Source organism: Streptomyces bikiniensis, assembly GCF_000716625.1.
GTDB classification, from domain to species: Bacteria; Actinomycetota; Actinomycetes; order Streptomycetales; family Streptomycetaceae; genus Streptomyces; species Streptomyces bikiniensis.
This window is the reverse complement of sequence record NZ_JNXJ01000009.1, coordinates 140,017-157,885: the sequence shown is the minus strand read 5'-3', so window position 1 is coordinate 157,885 and position 17,869 is coordinate 140,017. Positions and strand designations below refer to the sequence as shown.

Annotated in this window: 15 protein-coding genes; 11 read left to right on the top strand and 4 right to left on the bottom strand. The window is 73.6% G+C overall.

Annotated elements, in window-relative coordinates; translation table 11 throughout:
• The first annotated feature begins 3 nt into the window (after nucleotides 1-3).
• Nucleotides 4-2,178, top strand: a complete 2,175-nt coding sequence (locus OO47_RS09640) for a 3-hydroxyacyl-CoA dehydrogenase NAD-binding domain-containing protein (protein WP_030215664.1) — start codon at nucleotides 4-6, stop codon at nucleotides 2,176-2,178.
• A 4-nt stretch (nucleotides 2,179-2,182) separates the two neighbouring features.
• On the opposite strand, the gene OO47_RS09635 is transcribed toward OO47_RS09640, so the two are convergent.
• Nucleotides 2,183-2,920 (bottom strand): MerR family transcriptional regulator, encoded by a 738-nt coding sequence (locus OO47_RS09635; RefSeq protein WP_030215662.1) that lies wholly within the window; start codon nucleotides 2,918-2,920, stop codon nucleotides 2,183-2,185.
• Nucleotides 2,921-3,043: 123 nt separating this feature from the next.
• On the opposite strand from OO47_RS09635, the gene OO47_RS09630 reads away from it, so the two are divergent.
• Together OO47_RS09630 and OO47_RS09625 are read left to right on the top strand one after the other, a co-directional pair.
• Nucleotides 3,044-3,538, top strand: a complete 495-nt coding sequence (locus OO47_RS09630) for a macro domain-containing protein (protein ID WP_030215654.1) — start codon at nucleotides 3,044-3,046, stop codon at nucleotides 3,536-3,538.
• Nucleotides 3,539-3,631: 93 nt separating this feature from the next.
• Nucleotides 3,632-4,123, top strand: coding sequence for a hypothetical protein (locus OO47_RS09625; protein ID WP_030215651.1), 492 nt, complete (start codon nucleotides 3,632-3,634; stop codon nucleotides 4,121-4,123).
• Nucleotides 4,124-4,145: 22 nt separating this feature from the next.
• Here OO47_RS09625 and sph read toward each other — a convergent pair whose 3' ends face one another.
• Complete coding sequence (sph, locus tag OO47_RS09620) at nucleotides 4,146-5,171, bottom strand: sphingomyelin phosphodiesterase (RefSeq protein ID WP_051716117.1); 1,026 nt, start codon at nucleotides 5,169-5,171, stop codon at nucleotides 4,146-4,148.
• Between the two features lie 125 nt (nucleotides 5,172-5,296).
• Here sph and OO47_RS09615 point away from each other — a divergent pair, with 125 nt between their 5' ends.
• Nucleotides 5,297-5,782, top strand: a complete 486-nt coding sequence (locus OO47_RS09615) for a F0F1 ATP synthase subunit B family protein (RefSeq protein ID WP_030215645.1) — start codon at nucleotides 5,297-5,299, stop codon at nucleotides 5,780-5,782.
• A 110-nt stretch (nucleotides 5,783-5,892) separates the two neighbouring features.
• Nucleotides 5,893-6,756 carry an oxygenase MpaB family protein gene (locus OO47_RS09610; protein ID WP_030215643.1) on the top strand — a complete coding sequence of 288 codons (864 nt, stop codon included), beginning with the start codon at nucleotides 5,893-5,895 and terminating at the stop codon, nucleotides 6,754-6,756.
• Nucleotides 6,757-6,786: 30 nt separating this feature from the next.
• Here the strand turns inward: OO47_RS09610 and OO47_RS09605 are convergent, their stop codons facing one another.
• A complete protein-coding gene (locus OO47_RS09605) occupies nucleotides 6,787-8,352 on the bottom strand; it encodes a M1 family metallopeptidase (protein ID WP_030215640.1) in 1,566 nt (521 codons plus the stop codon).
• A gap of 225 nt (nucleotides 8,353-8,577) precedes the next feature.
• On the opposite strand from OO47_RS09605, the gene OO47_RS09600 reads away from it, so the two are divergent.
• The 6 genes from OO47_RS09600 (at nucleotide 8,578) to OO47_RS09575 (ending at nucleotide 15,271) form a co-directional block, all read left to right on the top strand.
• Complete coding sequence (locus OO47_RS09600; protein ID WP_051736386.1) at nucleotides 8,578-10,623, top strand: Xaa-Pro dipeptidyl-peptidase; 2,046 nt, start codon at nucleotides 8,578-8,580, stop codon at nucleotides 10,621-10,623.
• On the top strand, nucleotides 10,620-11,966 hold the full coding sequence (locus tag OO47_RS09595; protein WP_051716116.1) for a M14 family metallopeptidase: 1,347 nt from the start codon (nucleotides 10,620-10,622) through the stop codon (nucleotides 11,964-11,966). The genes OO47_RS09600 and OO47_RS09595 overlap by 4 nt, the downstream gene beginning before the upstream one ends.
• 118 nt (nucleotides 11,967-12,084) lie before the next feature.
• Entirely contained in the window at nucleotides 12,085-12,387 is a 303-nt protein-coding gene (locus OO47_RS09590) for a hypothetical protein (RefSeq protein ID WP_030215630.1), read from the top strand.
• A gap of 172 nt (nucleotides 12,388-12,559) precedes the next feature.
• Nucleotides 12,560-13,036 (top strand): hypothetical protein, encoded by a 477-nt coding sequence (locus OO47_RS09585; RefSeq protein WP_030215628.1) that lies wholly within the window; start codon nucleotides 12,560-12,562, stop codon nucleotides 13,034-13,036.
• A 64-nt stretch (nucleotides 13,037-13,100) separates the two neighbouring features.
• Nucleotides 13,101-14,738: an ABC-F family ATP-binding cassette domain-containing protein gene (locus OO47_RS09580; protein ID WP_030215626.1), complete on the top strand. Its 1,638-nt coding sequence runs from the start codon at nucleotides 13,101-13,103 to the stop codon at nucleotides 14,736-14,738.
• A gap of 128 nt (nucleotides 14,739-14,866) precedes the next feature.
• Complete coding sequence (locus OO47_RS09575; protein ID WP_030215623.1) at nucleotides 14,867-15,271, top strand: hypothetical protein; 405 nt, start codon at nucleotides 14,867-14,869, stop codon at nucleotides 15,269-15,271.
• A 79-nt stretch (nucleotides 15,272-15,350) separates the two neighbouring features.
• Here the strand turns inward: OO47_RS09575 and OO47_RS09570 are convergent, their stop codons facing one another.
• Nucleotides 15,351-17,780 (bottom strand): Tex family protein, encoded by a 2,430-nt coding sequence (locus tag OO47_RS09570; RefSeq protein WP_030215619.1) that lies wholly within the window; start codon nucleotides 17,778-17,780, stop codon nucleotides 15,351-15,353.
• Nucleotides 17,781-17,869: the final 89 nt, after the last annotated feature.

The following is a 17,869-nucleotide window of genomic DNA, read 5'->3' as shown; positions in this document are numbered from 1 at the left end:
GTCATGAGCGAGAGCACCACCATCCGCTGGGAGCAGGACGAGACCGGGATCGTCACCCTCGTCCTGGACGACCCGAACCAGTCCGCCAACACCATGAACCAGGCCTTCCGGGCCTCCATCATCGCGATCGCCGACCGCGTGGAGGCCGAGAAGGACTCCATCCGGGGCATCGTCTACACCTCCGCGAAGAAGACCTTCTTCGCCGGCGGCGACCTCAAGGACATGATCCAGGCGGGCCCCGAGCACGCCCGGGACATCTTCGAGGGCGCCCTGGAGATGAAGAAGGCCCTGCGCCGCATCGAGACCATCGGCAAGCCGGTCGTGGCCGCGATCAACGGCGCCGCGCTCGGCGGCGGCTACGAGATCGCCCTCGCCTCCCACCACCGGATCGCCCTCGACGCCTCCGGCTCCAAGATCGGCCTGCCCGAGGTCACCCTCGGCCTGCTGCCGGGCGGCGGCGGCGTCACCCGCACCGTGCGCCTGATGGGCATCACCGACGCCCTCCTCAAGGTGCTGCTCCAGGGCACCCAGTACAACCCCAGGCGGGCCCTGGACAACGGCCTGGTGCACGAGCTGGCGGCCACCCCCGAGGAGATGCTCGCGAAGGCCGTCGCCTTCATCGACACCCACCCCGAGTCGCACCAGCCCTGGGACCTGCCCGGCCACAAGATCCCCGGCGGCACCCCCGCGCACCCGAAGTTCGCCGCCAACCTGCCGGCCTTCCCGGCCAACCTGCGCAAGCAGCTGAACGGCGCCCCCTACCCGGCGCCCGCCGCCATCATGGCCGCCGCCGTCGAGGGCTCCCAGGTCGACTTCGAGACCGCCTCCGTCATCGAGTCCCGCTACTTCACCGAGCTGGTCACCGGCCAGACGGCGAAGAACATGATCCAGGCGTTCTTCTTCGACCTCCAGGCCGTCAACTCCGGCGCCAGCCGCCCCAAGGGCGTCGAGCCCCGCCAGGTCCGCAAGGTCGCCGTCCTCGGCGCCGGCATGATGGGCGCCGGCATCGCCTACTCCTGCGCCCGCGCCGGCATCGAGGTCGTCCTCAAGGACGTCTCCGCCGAGTCCGCGGCCAAGGGCAAGGCGTACTCCGAGAAGCTGTGCGCCAAGGCCGTCTCGCGCGGCCGCACCACCCAGGAGAAGGCCGACGCCCTCCTCGCCCGCATCACCCCCACCGCCGAGGTCGCCGACCTCGCGGGCTGCGACGCGGTCGTCGAGGCCGTCTTCGAGGACACCGCCCTCAAGCACAAGGTGTTCCAGGAGATCCAGTCCGTCGTGGAGCCCGACGCGCTGCTCTGCTCCAACACCTCCACCCTGCCGATCACCGTCCTCGCCGAGGGCGTGGAGCGCCAGGCCGACTTCATCGGCCTGCACTTCTTCTCGCCCGTCGACAAGATGCCGCTCGTGGAGATCATCAAGGGCGAGCGGACGAGCGACGAGGCCCTGGCCCGCGCCTTCGACCTGGTCCGGCAGATCAACAAGACCCCGATCGTCGTCAACGACTCGCGCGGCTTCTTCACCTCGCGGGTGATCGGCCAGTTCCTCAACGAGGGCGTCGCCATGGTCGGCGAGGGCATCGAGCCCGCCTCCGTCGAGCAGGCGGCGGCGCAGGCCGGCTACCCGGCGAAGATCCTCTCCCTGATGGACGAGCTGACCCTGACCCTGCCGCGCAAGATCCGCAACGAGACCAAGCGGGCGATCGAGGAGGCCGGCGGCGTCTGGGCGACCCACCCGGGCGAGGCCGTGATCGACCGCATGGTCGACGAGTTCGGGCGCCCCGGCCGCAGCGGCGGCGCCGGCTTCTACGAGTACGACGAGAACGGCAAGCGCGGCAAGCTCTGGACCGGCCTGCGCGAGCACTTCACCAAGCCGGGGTACGAGATCCCCTTCCGCGACATGCAGGAGCGGATGCTGTTCTCCGAGGCCATCGACACCGTCCGCCTCCTGGAGGAGGGCGTCCTGACCTCGGTCGCCGACGCCAACATCGGCTCCATCATGGGCATCGGCTTCCCGGCCTGGAGCGGCGGCATCCTCCAGTACATCAACGGCTACGAAGGCGGCGTCGCCGGCTTCACGGCCCGCGCCCGCGAGCTGGCGGAGACGTACGGCGAGCGCTTCGCCCCGCCGGCCCTCCTGGTGGAGAAGGCGGAGCGGGGCGAGGTCTTCACCGACGCCTGACCGGTCACGGACCGCGGAACGCCGTCCTCAGCTCCTCGCTGAGCGAGCGCTGGAAGGCCGTGACGAGGGCCTGGATCACCATCGGCTGCATGTGGGCCGAGAGCGACCTCATCGCTCTCAGGTGGTCCGGGTCCTCGCCGCTCTCCCGGTACGGGTTCCACACCTCCTCCCGGAAGAGCCGGGCGAGCTCCTGGGCGGCGGCCCGCGCGTGCTCCAGGAGCACGGTCCGGGAGGCCAGGATCGTCTCGTGCTCGATGGGCACGTCCAGCATCTCCACGCCGAGCCGCAGCAGCGAGCCGTCGAGCCGGTACGTGTCGGCGTCGTCGGTCCGCTCCAGGACCCCCATCGCGGCGAGCCGGTCGACGTCCCGCCCGGTCAGCGCCCGCCCGGCCCGCCGCTCCAGGTCCCGCAGGGTGATCGACTCGGCGGACTCGGGCGCCCAGGAGGCCACCAGGGCCCGGTGGACCGCCAGGTCCCGCGCGCTGAGGTCGGGCGGCAGCTGCTCCAGGTACCGTTCGATCGCGGCGAGCGTCATGCCCTGCCGCTGGAGCTCCTCGATGAGCGCGAGCCGGGAGAGGTGCTCCGGCCCGTAGTGCCCCACCCGCCGGGCCCCGATGACGGGCGGCGGCAGGAGCCCCCGGGTCCCGTAGAACCGCACGGTCCGCACCGTGACCCCGGCCCGCGCGGCCAGCTCGTCGACGGTGTAGCGCGGTCCGCGCTCCACGTCGCTCTCGACGTCCATCCGAGCCGCCTCGCTTCCCCAGCCGTCGGCCCGCGTGTCCGGACCGCTGGAACAGTATTGCTGTCTCACCACCGCTGTAAAAGACCGGCGCGATTGTCAGTGGCCACCCGTAGCGTGATCGTCATGAACGGGAGTGCGAACGGGATGGCCCACGTCCGGGGGGACGCCACCTCCCCGCAGGGCGAGGGCGTCAAGATCATCGCCCATGTCTGCAACGACCTCGGCGGCTGGGGCAAGGGCTTCGTCCTGGCCCTCTCCCGCCGCTGGCCCGAGCCGGAGGCCGCCTACCGCCGGTGGCACCGGGAGCGGGCGGGGAACGACTTCGGCCTGGGCGCGGTCCAGTTCGTCCGCGTCGAGCCGTACGTCTGGGTGGCCAACCTGGTGGGGCAGCGGGGAATGCGCACAGGACGGAGCACGGGCGTCCCCGTACGGTACGAGGCGATCGACACGGCCCTCGGGACGCTGGCGGACAAGGCCGCCGAGCTGGGTGCCTCCGTGTACATGCCCCGGATCGGCTGCGGACTCGCGGGCGGCTCCTGGGACCGGGTCGAGCCGCTGGTCCTCCGGCGGCTCGTGGACCGGGGGATACCGGTCACGGTGTACGACTTCGGCGCGTAAGGGGCGCGGGGCCGGGGTGTGGTGAGCGGCCTCGGGCGCGGGGGCTAGAGTCGGCCGCCGGCGCGACGGGGGCAGAGAGACAGGGGGGATTCGATGTACGCGGAACTCAGGGACACGGCGGGGGAATTGGCCGGGATCCTGTGGCGGGAGCACACCGTCTACCGCGAGCGGGGCGGCGGGGTGGTGATCCGGGGCGAGCACGTGCGCCGCTGGATCAGCCTGGCCCCGACCGGGGGCAAGGACCGGGCGCTGCTGCGCGCCGGACGGATACTGGACGGCGGCACGACGGCGCCGGCGCGCACCGAGGTGGTCGTGGACCTGACGGCCGGGACGGCGGAGCTGGCGGCGGTCTGCCGCCGGATGCTCGCCGACGTCGCCGCGATGGACGAGCCGGCGCCCGCGCCGGACCGCGCGGGGAAGGGCGGGAAGCGCGAGAAGCCGGGGCGGAAGGCCCGCGCCCCCCGCCCCGGCCGCCGCCCCCGGAAGGAGCGGCACACCAGCGCCGGCTCGTGGTTCGTCATGCTCTGTGTCGTCGCGGTGCTCGGCGCCTGGCTCTACAGCCTCTTCGGGGGCCGCGGCTACTGAGCCGCGGCCCCCGGGCCGGCCGTCAGAAGCCCGTGACCGGATAGTGGTCCGAAAGGTTGGTGTACGTGTAGTTCGTGCCCCAGCTGCCGACCGTCCACGGGGCGCTCTTCTCCAGGACCACGTGGTTGGTCCAGCCGGCCGGCCGCGCGTTCCCGGCGCGGAAGAGGACGTAATCGAGGTCCTCGCGCGGGTCGTCCGGGTAGCGCTCGGAGGCGATCGAGTTCAGGTCGGTGTCGAAGGAGTACGGGTGGCCGGTGCGGGCGTCGGCCCCCACCAGGCCCGCGTCGGCGAGCATCGTGCCGTACTCGGGCGTGTGCGAGTCGACGTTCATGTCGCCCGCGACGATCACCTGCTCGCCCGCCGGGATCCTCTTCGCGTCGAGGAAGGCGTCGATCGCCTTGAACTGGCGGCTGCGCATCTGCGCCGCCTCGCCCGCCGAGCACCCCGGGTCGGTGGACTGCGCGTGGGTGCCGAGGACGTGGACCCGGCTGCCGTTCACGTCGAGCACGGCGTACGCGAAGCCCTTGTTCGACCACCAGTCGGCGCCGCAGGCGTCCTTGTAGACGTACTGCTCCTTGCGGACGATCGGCCACTTGCTGAGGATCGTCACGCCGCCGTCCTCGGGCGTGGTCGCGGAGTAGGAGCCGCCGGTGGCGTCCCAGCCGCTCTTGCTCCGGCCCACGACCGGGGTCTGGTGCGGGTACTGCCCGGCCGCGTTCGCCTTGAGGGCGTCGGAGGCGGAGTTGTCGAAGGCCTCCTGGAGGACGACGACGTCCTGCCCCTGGAAGAAGGGCGCGGCGGGGATCGCCTTCGCCCGGTGGTCCTGCCCCCAGTTCGGGTACAGCGTCTTCGAGAAGAGGAACGCGTTGTAGGTGAGGACCTTCAGGCGAGGGGCCTCGGCGGGCGCGGCGGACGCGGCCGGGGCCGTCGCCGCCAGGGTGGCGGCGGCGAGCGCGAGGGAAAGGGCGGCGCCGGGGGCGCGGCGGAGCGCGGCGAACGTCACGTGAACTCCCGTGGAGGCGTGGGGGATTGGGCTGGCGCCGCACATACAATCAGCCGCGGTTACCTTCCGGTAGCCTCTGGGTGCCCGGAATCTGGCCGCGTCCGCACGGGCGTGCCAACTCTCACTCCGGTGTCTCCATTGCACCCATTTGCTCCAGGTAGAATGCGCGCATGACCCTCGCGAACTCGCAGATCTTCAACATGGACCTCGGTCCGCTCAACCCCGTCTGGGCCGAGCTCATCCTCGGCCTGGTGTTGTTCGGCATCACCTTCCTCATCCTGGCGAAGGGCGTCCTGCCGAAGATCAAGCGGACGATCGAGGAGCGCGAGGACGCCATCGAGGGCGGCACCGACCGCGCCGACGACCTGCGCGCCGAGGCCTCCCGCGTCCGCGAGCAGTACGAGGCCGAGCTCGCCGAGGCCCGCCACGAGGCCGCGCGCATCCGCTCCAAGGCCGTCGAGGAGGGCTCCGCCGCCATCGCCGCCGCCCGCGCCGAGGGCTCCGCCGAGCGCGACGCCATCCTCGCCGCCGGCACCGCGAAGATCGCCGAGGAGCGCGCCAACGCCGAGCGCGAGCTCAACGCCGACGTCGACGCCTGGGCCCACGCCCTCGCCGGCCGCATCGTCGGCGAGCCGGTCGGCGCCGACCGCGCCTGACCTGTACACCCGGAAGGGGCCGTCGCCCGGGCGACGGCCCCTTCGTCATGTCCCTCGCCGCGCACCCCGCCACGGGTGCACCCTGGGGACGACCGCAGAGGAGGAGCACCGTGGAACGCGCGAAGCAGGCCGACCCCGCGCCACCGCCCGTGGGCGGAGTGCTGTGGAGCGTCGCCGGCGACGTCCGGTCGCTCCTCATGCTGCCCGCCGCCCTCACCATGCAGGTCGCCCACCCCGCGATCGGCGCCGGCGTCGACGAGCACTCCGTCTTCCGCACCGACCCCTGGGGCCGCGGCGAGCGCTCCCTGCGCTCGGTCCAGCTCTGGGTCTACGGCGGCGAGGAAGCCGCCCGCGAGGGCCGCAGGCTCCGGGAGCTGCACCGTACGATCCGGGGCACCGACGCCCACGGACGCCGCTACCACGCCCTCACCCCCGCCTACTACTCCTGGGTGCACGCCACCGGCTTCCCCGTCTACCGGCACGGCCTCCGCCTGCTCGCCCGCCCCCTCACCGGCGCCCAGGAACGACAGCTGTACGCCGAATGGCTCCAGGTCGGCCGGGTCCTCGGCATCCACGACCGGGACATGCCGCAGACGATCGAGGAGTTCTGGCCGTACTACCGCAAGGTCCTCGCCGAGGAGCTGGAGGCCACCGTCGTCGTCCGGGAACTCCTCGACACCGACCTGCCCGTCCCCGCGCCCGACCGGGGCCCGCTGCCGGTCCGGCTCGCCCTCCGCCTCCTCTGGCCCCTCCTGCGCCGCCCCTTCCTGCGGCTGCGCGCCTTCCTCACCGCCGGCTTCATGCCCCCGGACGCCCGCGAGGCCGTCGGCCTGGAGTGGACGGACGCGCAGGAGCGCACCCTGCGCCGGCTCTGCCGGGTGCTGCGGGCCGTGGTCCCCGTCCTGCCCGAGCGGCTGCGCTACCTGCCCCTCGCCAGGGAGGCGCGGAAGGCCGCCCGCCGCGCGAAGCGCTGACGGACGGCCTCCCGGGACCCGCCGTACGGCTCAGTGACTGCCGTGGCCCTCGTGGCCACGGCCGCGCTCGTGGTCGTGGACCGTGTTCGTCGCCGCGATCTTCTTCCACGACTTCGGCTGCACCGGCTTCGCGGCCTTCGCCCCCGCCTTCGGGGCCGTCTGCCGCCCGGCCGCCGGGGCGGACAGGCCCGCCGCGGCCGCCGCCGGAGCGGCCGGCTTCGACGGCTCGTACAGCCAGGTGTCGAACAGCTCGGCCAGCGGCTCGCCGGAGACCCGCTCCGCGTACCGTACGAAGTCGGCCACCCGCGCGTTGCCGTAGGCGAACTGCTTCGGCCAGCCCTTCAGGACCGCGAAGAAGTCCTCGTCCCCGATCTCGTTGCGCAGCGCATGGAGCGCCAGCGCGCCCCGGTCGTAGACGGCGCCGTGGAACTGGTTCTCCGGGCCCGGGTCGCCCGGCTTCACCGTCCAGAACGGGTCGTCCGCGCCCCGCAGGGCGTACACGTAGTCCGCCAGCTCCTGCGCCGTGCCCTCGCCCTCCTTCTCCGACCACAGCCACTGGCTGTACCGGGCGAAGCCCTCGTTGATCCAGATGTCCTTCCAGTCCCGGACGGACACGCTGTCGCCGTACCACTGGTGCGCCAGCTCGTGGACGACCACCGACACGTTCGCGCCGTTGGCGAACTGCCGCGGGCTGTAGAACGGCCGGGTCTGCGTCTCCAGGGCGAAACCGCTGGTCACATTGGGCACGTAACCGCCGAGCGAGTTGAACGGGTACGGCCCGAAGACCGTCTCCAGCCACTCCGCCACCTCGGTCGTGCGCTCGATCGAGGCGCGCGCCGCGCCCGCGTGGGCGCCCAGGTCCTTGCTGTACGCGTTGAGGACCGGCAGGCCGTTCGCCGTGCGGTCCGTCGTGATGTCGAACTTCCCGACGGCGAGCGTGGCCAGATACGTCGCCTGCGGCTTGTCGGAGCGCCAGTTGAAACGGGTCCGGCCCAGCGACGTGGACTGCGACTGCAGCACGCCGTTGCTGATGGCCTGGTGACCGGCCGGCACCGAGACCGAGACGTCGAAGGTGGCCTTGTCCAGCGGGTGGTCGTTGGACGGGAACCACCACACGGCCGAGTCCGGCTCCTGGGCGGCGACACCGCCGTCCGGGGTGCGGGCCCAGGCCGACCAGCCGTCTATCTTGAACTCGGAGGGCTTGCCCGCGTAGCGGACGACCACCGAGATCTCCTTGTTCTTCTCCAGCGGGACGGCCGGGGTGACCTCCAGCTCGTGGGCGCCGGAGGCGGCGAACTTCGCGATCCGGCCGTTCACCCGGACCTCGCTGACCTTCAGTCCGAGGTCGAGGTTGAACCGGGACAGGTTCTGCTTGGTGGTGGCGACGATCGTCGCCGTGCCCTCCAGGAGGTCCGTGGCGGGCTCGTACTTCAGGCGCAGGTCGTAGTGCGAGACGTCGTAGCCGCCGTTGCCGCTGGCGGGGTAGTAGGAGTCGCCGATGCCCGGGGCCCCAGGGACGAAGTCGGCCGCCGACGCCGGGATCGCCAGCATCAGGGAGGCCGCGAGGGCGCTCGGAACGATGATTCTGCGGTGCACAGGTGCTCCCCAAGTCATAAGAAACGTAAGACGCGCGGGTGGTCGTCGGTCCTTGCTCTCGACCCTATTCAGAGCCCCGACGGACCGTCACGTCCAGAGGACCTCCTGTCACACGATCGCCATTCGGCCGACACGAACCCCTCCGCCCACGGGATCCCCCCGAATGGACCCCGATTCCCTCCGGCGCTCTTTTGCACGGGAGTTGACCGGGGTACGTTCCCGCCCATGCCGATGCGAAAGCGGATCACCCGCGGAGCCCGAGCGCCGTACGGAACCCTCGTGGCGGCGGCCACGGCCGCGCTGCTCGCGACCCTCGTCACCCCGGCCGGCGCCCGGACCGACCCCGCCGCGCCCGCGGCCGGGGCCGTGCGCGAGTCGCGCCCCGTCCACTCGTACGCCGACGCCGTCCGCGAGTCCGTCTGGGTGGACACCGGACTCGACGGCGACGGCGACGGACGCGCCGACCGGGTCGCCGTCGACGTCGTCCGCCCCCGGGAACCCGCCGCGGCCGGCCGGAAGATCCCGGTCATCATGGACGCCAGCCCGTACTACGCCTGCTGCGGACGCGGCAACGAGAGCCAGAAGAAGACGTACGACGCGGACGGGAAGCCCGTTCAGTTCCCGCTCTACTACGACAACTACTTCGTCCCGCGCGGCTACGCCTTCGTCGCCGTCGACCTCGCCGGCACCAACCGGTCCGACGGCTGCGACGACGTCGGCGGACGTTCCGACGTGCGGTCCGCCAAGGCCGTCGTCGACTGGCTCAACGGCCGCGCCCGCGGCTACACCACCCGCACCGGCACGGCCCCGGCCCGCGCCACCGGCTGGAGCACCGGGAACGTCGGCATGATCGGCAAGAGCTGGGACGGCACCGTCGCCAACGGCGTGGCCGCCACCGGCGTCGAAGGGCTGAAAACGATCGTCCCCATCGGCGCCATCTCCTCCTGGTACGACTACTTCCACTCCCAGGGCGCCCCGCTCTACGACGCCAACCCGAGCTGGCTCTCCGACTACGTCAACAGCCCCGACGCGCGGGTCCGCTGCGGCGCCGTCCAGGACCGGATCACCGCCGCCACCCCCTACAGCGGCGACTGGACGGCGGCCTGGGGCGAGCGCGACCACGTCAAGGACGCCCACAAGGTGAGGGCCAGCGTCTTCGCCGTGCACGGGCAGCAGGACCTCAACGTGCGGGCCGGGCAGTTCGGCAAGTGGTGGGACGCCCTCGCCGCCCACGGCGTCGAGCGGAAGGTCTGGCTCTCGCAGACCGGTCACGTCGACCCCTTCGACTTCCGGCGCGCCGACTGGGTCCGCACCCTGCACCGCTGGTTCGACCACTACCTCCTCGGCTACGACAACGGCGTCGACCGCGAGCCCGTCGCCGACATCGAGCGCGCCCCGGACCGCTGGACCACCGACCGGCACTGGCCGCCGCGCGGCACCGCGACCACCGCCCTGCGCCCCGCACCCGGCGCCGCCGCCGGCCCCGGCGTCCTCGGCCGCACCCCCGCCGCCCCCGGCTCCACCGCCGCCTTCACCGACGACCCGTCCCTCGGGGAACTGGACTGGGCGGCCCGGATCGACGCCGCGACCCCCGAGAAGGCCGGGTTCGTCACCCGCCCGCTCTCCCGCGACCTGCGGATCGCCGGCTCCTCCCGGGTGACGGTCACCGCCACCCCGACCACCGCCACCGCCCACCTCTCCGCCGTCCTCGTCGACCTCGGCCCCGCCGCCATCCGCGACTACACGGCGGCGGGGGAGGGCATCACCACCCTCGCCCACCGCACCTGCTGGGGCGCGAGCACCCCCGGCGACAGCGCCTGCTTCAAGGAGACCGAGGCCCGCACCGCCGACGTCGCGCACACGGTCGTCAGCCGGGGCTGGGCCGACCTCGGCACCTGGGCCGACCCCCGGAAGGGGCGCCCGCTGACCCCCGGCAGGACGTACACCCTCACCCTGGACCTCGCCGCCGCCGACTACGTCGTCCCGGCCGGCCACCGGCTCGCCCTGATCGTCGGCGGCACCGACCGGGACCTGCTCGACCCCCCGTCGACCACCCCGACCCTCACCCTGGACCTCGTCCGCACCCGGGCGGAGGTGCCGCTGGTCGGCGGCGCGGGCGCCTTCGCCCGGGCCACCACGGGACCGGCCCCGGCCCTCTCCGCCCCGCCGCACGCGCTCCGGCCGCCGTCCGCGCTCCTGCAACCGGGCGTCTCCGCGCCGCCGGCCGCCGTCGCCGGTCCGCGCCTGCCCGGAACGGGGGCCGCCCGATGACGATCCGTACCGCGAAGACCCGTACCCCGGAGACCCGTACCGCGCGGCGGAGTTCACGGCGCGCGCTCGCCCTCGCGGCGGGCGCCGCCGCCCTCGCCCTGCCGCTCGTCGCCGTCCCCGCCGAGACGGCCGGCAGCGCCCCCGCGCAGCCGCCGCCGCGCACCGGCTTCGAGACGAGCCGGGGCGCCCGCTGGACCACCGAGACCGAGGAGCGGGACTTCCTCGCGGCCGTCGACCGGGTGGGCGACCGGGTGTCGCTGCGCGAGATCGGCACCACCGCGCGGGGCCGCCCGCTCCGGCTCGCCGCCCTCGGCACGACCCGGCCCGGCGCCACGACCGTGCTCCTCGTGTGCAGCCAGCACGGCGACGAGCCCGCCGGCCGCGAGGCCTGTCTGAGCACGGTGCGCGACCTCGCGTTCGCCCGGGACCCGGAGACCCGCCGCCTCCTCGACCGCACCACCGTCCTGGTCGTCCCGACCGCGAACCCCGACGGCCGGGAGGCGGACACCCGGGGCAACGCCGACGGCGTCGACGTCAACCGCGACCACATCGCCCTGCGGACCGCCGAGGCGCGGGCGATCGCCGCCCTCCTCCGCGACCGGCGCCCCCACCTCGTCTACGACCTGCACGAGTACGGCGCCACTCCCCGGTACTACGAGAAGGACCTGCTCGCGCTCTGGCCCCGCAGCCTCGACGCCGACCCGCACGTCCACGACGAGTCCCGGACGCTCTCCGAGAGGTACGTCCGCCCCGCCGCCGGACTCGCCGGGTACACCACCGGGATCTACGGCATCTGGACCGACCCCCTCACCGGCGAGCCGGTCCGGCAGGTCGCGGGCGACGGCCAGGAGCGGATCCTGCGCAACACGGTCGGCATCAAGCACGCCGCCGGCCTGCTGGTCGAGACCCGGGTGGACGCGCTCGACCGGGCCGAGGAGGACGACCCGGCCCTCAACCACCGGCGCCGGGTCGCCACCCAGCACGCCGCCCTGAAGGGGCTGTTCGCCCACCTCGACGAGCGGCGCGGCCCGCTGGCGGCGGTCACCGCCCGCGCCCGGCTCACCGGCTTCGCCGACCGGGGCCCGGTCTTCCTCGGCGGCGCCGACAACGACCCGCCGGAGCCGGAGGAGGTCCTGGCCGACCCGCCCTGCGGCTACCGCCTGGACGCCGCGCAGTACGCCGAGGCCGGCGACGAACTCGCCCTGCACGGCGTCACCGTGCGCCGGGAGGGCACGGGGGCGTTCGTACCGCTGCGGCAGTCGCAGCGCGCGCTCGTCCCGCTGCTGCTCGACGGGCGGGCCGCCCACCACCTCGTCAGTGGGAGTCCTGTGGAGAAGTGTTGACGACCCTGTGGGGCCCCGAACCCATGGCACGGTTCCGATGTTTGCCGAGGTAAAGTTACCTGCTGGTACTGACCATGCCTCGAACGGGCTGTCCCCGCCCGGAAGTTGGAGAACCACCATGCGTCCCCTCAAGACCGTGCGCCGCGTCCTGCCGGCCCTGCTCGCCACCACGCTCCTTGCCGGAGGCGTGCTCGTCGGCCAGACGGTGACCGCCGAGCCCGCGGCCGCCGGTGCCATCACCTGCAACATCGGCAAGCTGAAGGCCGACGCCCGCAAGGAGCGCGACCGCGCCGCCAAGCTCAAGCGCCTCGGCGCCACGGTGGAGGCCAAGAAGGCCCTCGCCAACGCCGCAGCCCTGGAGAAGCGCGCCAGGCAGTGCGCCGACGCGGACAACAGCAGCCGCCCGCCGTTCGGCAAGTGACACCTCGCGGGGCGGTTGCCATCCGAAAGGACGGCAACCGCCCCGCGGCCGTTCCGGGCGTTCCCGCCGTCGGGCGCACGCTTCCCGGAGGCCGGCCCCCGTACCCGGATCGGGACATTTCCAGGACGCATCAGCCATGGAACGGGCCCCTCCGCGGGGAAATACTCGAAGCATGCCGTCCGCGTACACCAGCCTCGACCTCACCCCCGCGACCCGCACCGCCCCCACCGACCTCCTGGTCGACGGCAGGCCGCTGCTCCACCGGCTCGACGGGGCCGACGGCGCGGACACCGTCTCCCCCCTCGCGGCGGACCTCCCGCCCGTCCTCCGCGCCGAGCACGTCCGCCGCCTCCTCGACGCCGGTGACCACGGCCTCCCCGGCGGCCGCCACGTGCTCCACTCCTGCCCCGACTGCGACGACCCCGGCTGCGGAGCCGTCACGGCCGTCGTGGAGCGCGACGGCGACGACGTCGTCTGGCGCGACTTCGCCTGGTGGACCGGCCCCGCCGTGGACCTTGCGCGCGACGGCTACCCCGGCACCGGCCCGTACCGCTTCCACGGCGCCTCCTACCGGACCGTGCTCCTGCGCCTCCTCGACGGGACCCGGCGGGGCGCCGCCCCCGCCCCGGCGGGCGCCTCCCGCCGCTGACCGCGGAGGCCCACGGCCCCGGCCCCCTCGGCGGGTCCCCCGGTCGCCTAGGATTCCTTCCCTGATGACTGCAACCCTCGTCGCCAAGGACCTCGCCGCCGGCCACGGCGAGCGCACCCTCTTCGCCCGGCTCGACCTCGTCGTCGCCCCCGGCGACGTCATCGGCCTCGTCGGCGTCAACGGCGCCGGCAAGTCGACCCTGCTGCGGCTGCTCGCCGGGCTCGACGCCCCGGAGGAGGGCGAGCTGAAGCTCTCCCCGCCCACCGCCGCCGTCGGCCACCTCCCGCAGGAGCCCGAGCGGCGCGCGGACGAGACCGTGCGCGCCTTCCTCGCCCGGCGCACCGGCGTCGCCGCCGCCCAGGCCGCGATGGACGAGGCCACGCAGGGCCTGGTCGACGGCACCCCCGGCACCGACGACGCGTACGCCGTCGGTCTGGAGCGCTGGCTGAACCTCGGCGGAGCCGACCTCGACGAGCGCGCCGAGGAGGTCGCCGCCTCCCTCGGGCTCACCGTCGGCCTCGACCAGCCGATGACCTCCCTCTCCGGCGGCCAGGCCGCCCGCGCCGGGCTCGCCTCCCTCCTCCTCTCCCGCTACGACGTCTTCCTCCTGGACGAGCCCACCAACGACCTGGACCTCGACGGCCTGGAGCGCCTGGAGGCCTTCGTGAAGGGGCTGCGCGCCGGGACGGTCGTCGTCAGCCACGACCGCGAGTTCCTCGCCCGCACCGTCACCAAGGTCCTCGAACTCGACCTCGCCCAGCAGCAGATCACCCTGTACGGCGGCGGCTACGAGGCCTACCTGGAGGAGCGGGAGACCGCCCGGCGCCACGCGCGCGAGGAGTTCGAGGAGTACGCCGGGAAGAAGGCGGCCCTCGAAGCGCGCGGCCACATGCAGCGGTCCTGGATGGACAAGGGCGTCCGGAACGCCCGCCGCAAGGCCACCGACGGCGACAAGCTCGGCCGCAACGCCCGCAGCGAGGCCAGCGAGAAGCAGGCCGCGAAGGCCCGGCAGACCCAGCGCATGATCGAGCGCCTCGACGTCGTCGAGGAGCCCCGCAAGGAGTGGGAGCTGCGCATGGAGATCGCCGCCGCCCCGCGCTCCGGCTCGGTCGTGGCGACCCTGCGCGACGCGGAGGTCGAGCGCGGCGACTTCTCCTTCGGCCCCGTCACCCTCCAGATCGACTGGGCCGACCGGGTCGCCGTCACCGGCGCGAACGGCGCCGGGAAGTCGACCCTGCTCGCCGCCCTCCTCGGCCGCCTCCCGCTGGACTCGGGCGACGCGTCCCTCGGCTCGGGCGTCGTCGTCGGCGAGGTCGACCAGGCCCGCAAGCTCTTCCACGGCACCGAGACCCTTCTGGAGGCGTTCTGCGCGGCCGTGCCCGACACCGAGCCCGCCGAGGTCCGGACCCTGCTCGCCAAGTTCGGCCTGAAGGCCGTCCACGTGCTGCGGCCCGCCACCACCCTCTCGCCGGGCGAACGGACCCGGGCCGCGCTCGCGCTGCTCCAGGGCCGGGGCGTCAACCTGCTGGTCCTGGACGAGCCGACCAACCACCTGGACCTCCCGGCGATCGAGCAGCTGGAGTCCGCCCTCGACTCGTACACCGGCACGCTGCTGCTCGTCACCCACGACCGGCGCATGCTCGACGCCGTCCGCACCACCCGCCGTATCGAGGTGGCGGACGGCAAGGTCACCGAGGTCTGAGACACCCCCGGCCCGGGCCGCCCGTCTTGCACGGACGCGACCCGGGCCGTGAACTTGTACGCACAACGGCTCTCCGCGGGACGCGACCGGTCCCGTCGCCCCGGAGGGCACTCTCCAGGAGGCACCACATGACCGACGACGGCATCACCCGGCTCCTCGCGATGCTGGACGACCTCGACGCGGACGTCGACGCGACCATCGACCTCGCGGACGAGATCGCGGCGACGGGCGGTCCGGAGCTGCTGCCGCGCCTGGAGACCGAGCTCGGCCGGGCGGTCGAGGAGCGCAACGGGTACGCCCGCGAGCTGCTCGGCGGCGTCGTCGCGGGCATCGGCGGCACCGGCAGCCTGCCGGTCCTGGTGCGGGCCTCCGCCGTCGACCTCGGCGACGACCAGGACGGCCTGGCCGCCGAGATCGTGGACCTGGTCCAGGCGGACCCGAAGAAGGCCGAGGGCCTGCTGCGGCCCCTGACGGAGGACGACGACCTCGCCGTCGCCCACCGTGCCGACTGGGCGCTGCGCTTCCTGCCGTAGAGTCGTAGGGCCGTAGAGCCGTAACGCCGTAACGCCGTCCGTACGGGAAGGGACCGAGGCCCCTCCCCGTACGCCGGCCCTACCGGCGCTTGCCGCCGCCCTCTCCCAGCAGGCCCGCCTTGCGGAGGGCGTCGGCCATCGCGCTGTTGGCGGGAGCGGGGGCCGCGCCGCGGTCCCGGCCGCCACCGCCCCGGCCGCCCTGGTCGCCGCGCTCGGCCCGGCGACCGCCGCCACCGCCGCCCTGCCGCTGCTGCGGCGGCCGGCCGGAGCGCTCGCCCCGGTCACCGCGCTCGCCCCGGCCCCGGCCCCGGCCGCCCGCGCCGCCCGTCGCGTCCGCGCCCGGCTCGTCGTCGAGCCGCAGCGTCAGCGAGATCCGCTTGCGCGGGACGTCCACGTCCAGGACCTTCACCTTGACCACGTCGCCGGGCTTCACCACGTCGCGCGGGTCCTTCACGAAGGTCCTCGACATCGCGGACACGTGCACCAGACCGTCCTGGTGCACACCGACGTCCACGAACGCCCCGAACGCCGCCACGTTGGTGACGACCCCCTCCAGGACCATCCCGGACGCCAGGTCGCCGATCTTCTCGACGCCCTCCTTGAAGGTGGCCGTCCGGAACGCCGGACGCGGGTCGCGGCCCGGCTTCTCCAGCTCGCGCAGGATGTCCGTCACCGTCGGCAGACCGAAGGTCTCGTCGACGAAGTCGTCCGCCCGCAGCGAGCGCAGCGTGCCCGTGTCACCGATCAGGGAAGCGACCTCGCCGCCCGTCGTCTTTGCCATCCGGCGCACCACAGGGTACGCCTCCGGGTGCACCGCCGACGCGTCGAGCGGGTCGTCGCCGCCCCGGATGCGCAGGAAGCCCGCGCACTGCTCGTACGCCTTCGGGCCGAGCCGGGCCACGTCCTTGAGCGCCCGGCGGGAGCGGAAGGGGCCGTTGGCGTCCCGGTGCGCGACGATGTTCTCCGCGAGGCCGGAGCTGATGCCCGAGACGCGCGAGAGGAGCGGTGCGGAGGCGGTGTTGACGTCCACGCCGACGCCGTTCACACAGTCCTCGACCACCGCGTCGAGCGAGCGCGAGAGCTTCACCTCGGCCAGGTCGTGCTGGTACTGGCCGACGCCGATCGACTTCGGGTCGATCTTCACCAGCTCCGCCAGCGGGTCCTGGAGCCGCCGGGCGATGGAGACGGCGCCGCGCAACGACACGTCCAGATCCGGGAGTTCCTGCGAGGCGAACGCGGAGGCCGAGTAGACCGAGGCGCCGGCCTCCGAGACCATCACCTTGGTCAGGTTCAACTCGGGGTGCCTGGCGATGAGTTCGGTCGCCAGCTTGTCGGTCTCGCGGGAGGCCGTGCCGTTGCCGATCGCGACCAGCTCGACCGCGTACTCCTTCGCGAGCCGCGCCAGGGTCGCCAGGGACTGGTCCCACTTGTTCGCCGGGACGTGGGGGTGGATCGTGTCGGTGGCGACGACCTTGCCGGTCGCGTCCACGACGGCGACCTTCACGCCCGTACGGAAACCGGGGTCGAGGCCCAGGGTCGCCCGGGTGCCGGCCGGCGCGGCGAGCAGCAGGTCCCGCAGGTTCGCCGCGAAGACCCGTACGGCCTCGTCCTCGGCGGCCGTCCGCAGCCGCAGCCGCAGGTCGATCCCCAGGTGCACCAGGATCCGGGTCCGCCAGGCCCAGCGGACCGTGTCCTGGAGCCACTTGTCCCCGGGGCGCCCCCGGTCGGCGACGCCGAAGCGGTGCGCGACGATCCCCTCGTACGAGGAAGGCCCCTCGGCGGGCTCCTCCGGTTCGAGGTCCAGGGCGAGCACGTCCTCCTTCTCGCCGCGCAGCATGGCGAGCACCCGGTGCGAGGGCAGCGCGGTGAACGGCTCCGCGAAGTCGAAGTAGTCGGCGAACTTCGACCCCGCCTCCTCCTTGCCCTCGCGGACCTTCGCCACGAGGCGCCCCCGGCCCCACATGCGCTCGCGCAGCTCGCCGATGAGGTCGGCGTCCTCGGAGAACTTCTCCGCGAGGATCGCCCGCGCGCCCTCCAGGGCCGCCGCCGCGTCCGCGACGCCCCTGTCCGCGTCCACGAAGGCCGCCGCGGCGGCCGACGGCTCCACGGACGGGTCCGCGAGCAGCCCCTCCGCCAGCGGCTCCAGACCGGCCTCGCGGGCGATCTGCGCCCTGGTCCGGCGCTTCGGCTTGAAGGGCAGGTAGACGTCCTCCAGGCGCGCCTTGGTGTCGGCGCCCAGGATGCGGGCCTCCAGCTCCTCCGTCAGCTTGCCCTGCTCGCGGACCGAGTCGAGGACGGCCGACCGGCGGTCCTCCAGTTCGCGCAGGTAGCGCAGCCGTTCCTCCAGGGTGCGCAGCTGCGCGTCGTCGAGCATCTCGGTCGCTTCCTTGCGGTAGCGCGCGATGAACGGCACGGTCGAACCGCCGTCGAGGAGCTCGACGGCTGCCCTCACCTGTCGCTCGCGTACGCCGAGCTCCTCGGCGATCCTTGCTTCGATGGACGTCGTCACGGTGTCCCGACTCGCCTTCTCGTGCCTCAAGCTTGCGACTGCATTGTGCCGGGTCGGTCACCCGTACGCGGCAACCGACCCATCCCGCG

Coding starts and splice junctions, on each gene's coding strand:
- OO47_RS09615 (WP_030215645.1), top strand. CDS start 5,297: ATGACCCTCGCGAACTCGCAGATCTTCAACATGGACCTCGGTCCGCTC.
- OO47_RS09575 (WP_030215623.1), top strand. CDS start 14,867: ATGACCGACGACGGCATCACCCGGCTCCTCGCGATGCTGGACGACCTC.
- OO47_RS09580 (WP_030215626.1), top strand. CDS start 13,101: ATGACTGCAACCCTCGTCGCCAAGGACCTCGCCGCCGGCCACGGCGAG.
- OO47_RS09625 (WP_030215651.1), top strand. CDS start 3,632: ATGTACGCGGAACTCAGGGACACGGCGGGGGAATTGGCCGGGATCCTG.
- OO47_RS09585 (WP_030215628.1), top strand. CDS start 12,560: ATGCCGTCCGCGTACACCAGCCTCGACCTCACCCCCGCGACCCGCACC.
- OO47_RS09630 (WP_030215654.1), top strand. CDS start 3,044: ATGAACGGGAGTGCGAACGGGATGGCCCACGTCCGGGGGGACGCCACC.
- OO47_RS09600 (WP_051736386.1), top strand. CDS start 8,578: ATGCCGATGCGAAAGCGGATCACCCGCGGAGCCCGAGCGCCGTACGGA.
- OO47_RS09635 (WP_030215662.1), bottom strand. CDS start 2,920: ATGGACGTCGAGAGCGACGTGGAGCGCGGACCGCGCTACACCGTCGAC.
- OO47_RS09595 (WP_051716116.1), top strand. CDS start 10,620: ATGACGATCCGTACCGCGAAGACCCGTACCCCGGAGACCCGTACCGCG.
- OO47_RS09640 (WP_030215664.1), top strand. CDS start 4: ATGAGCGAGAGCACCACCATCCGCTGGGAGCAGGACGAGACCGGGATC.
- sph (WP_051716117.1), bottom strand. CDS start 5,171: ATGTGCGGCGCCAGCCCAATCCCCCACGCCTCCACGGGAGTTCACGTG.
- OO47_RS09590 (WP_030215630.1), top strand. CDS start 12,085: ATGCGTCCCCTCAAGACCGTGCGCCGCGTCCTGCCGGCCCTGCTCGCC.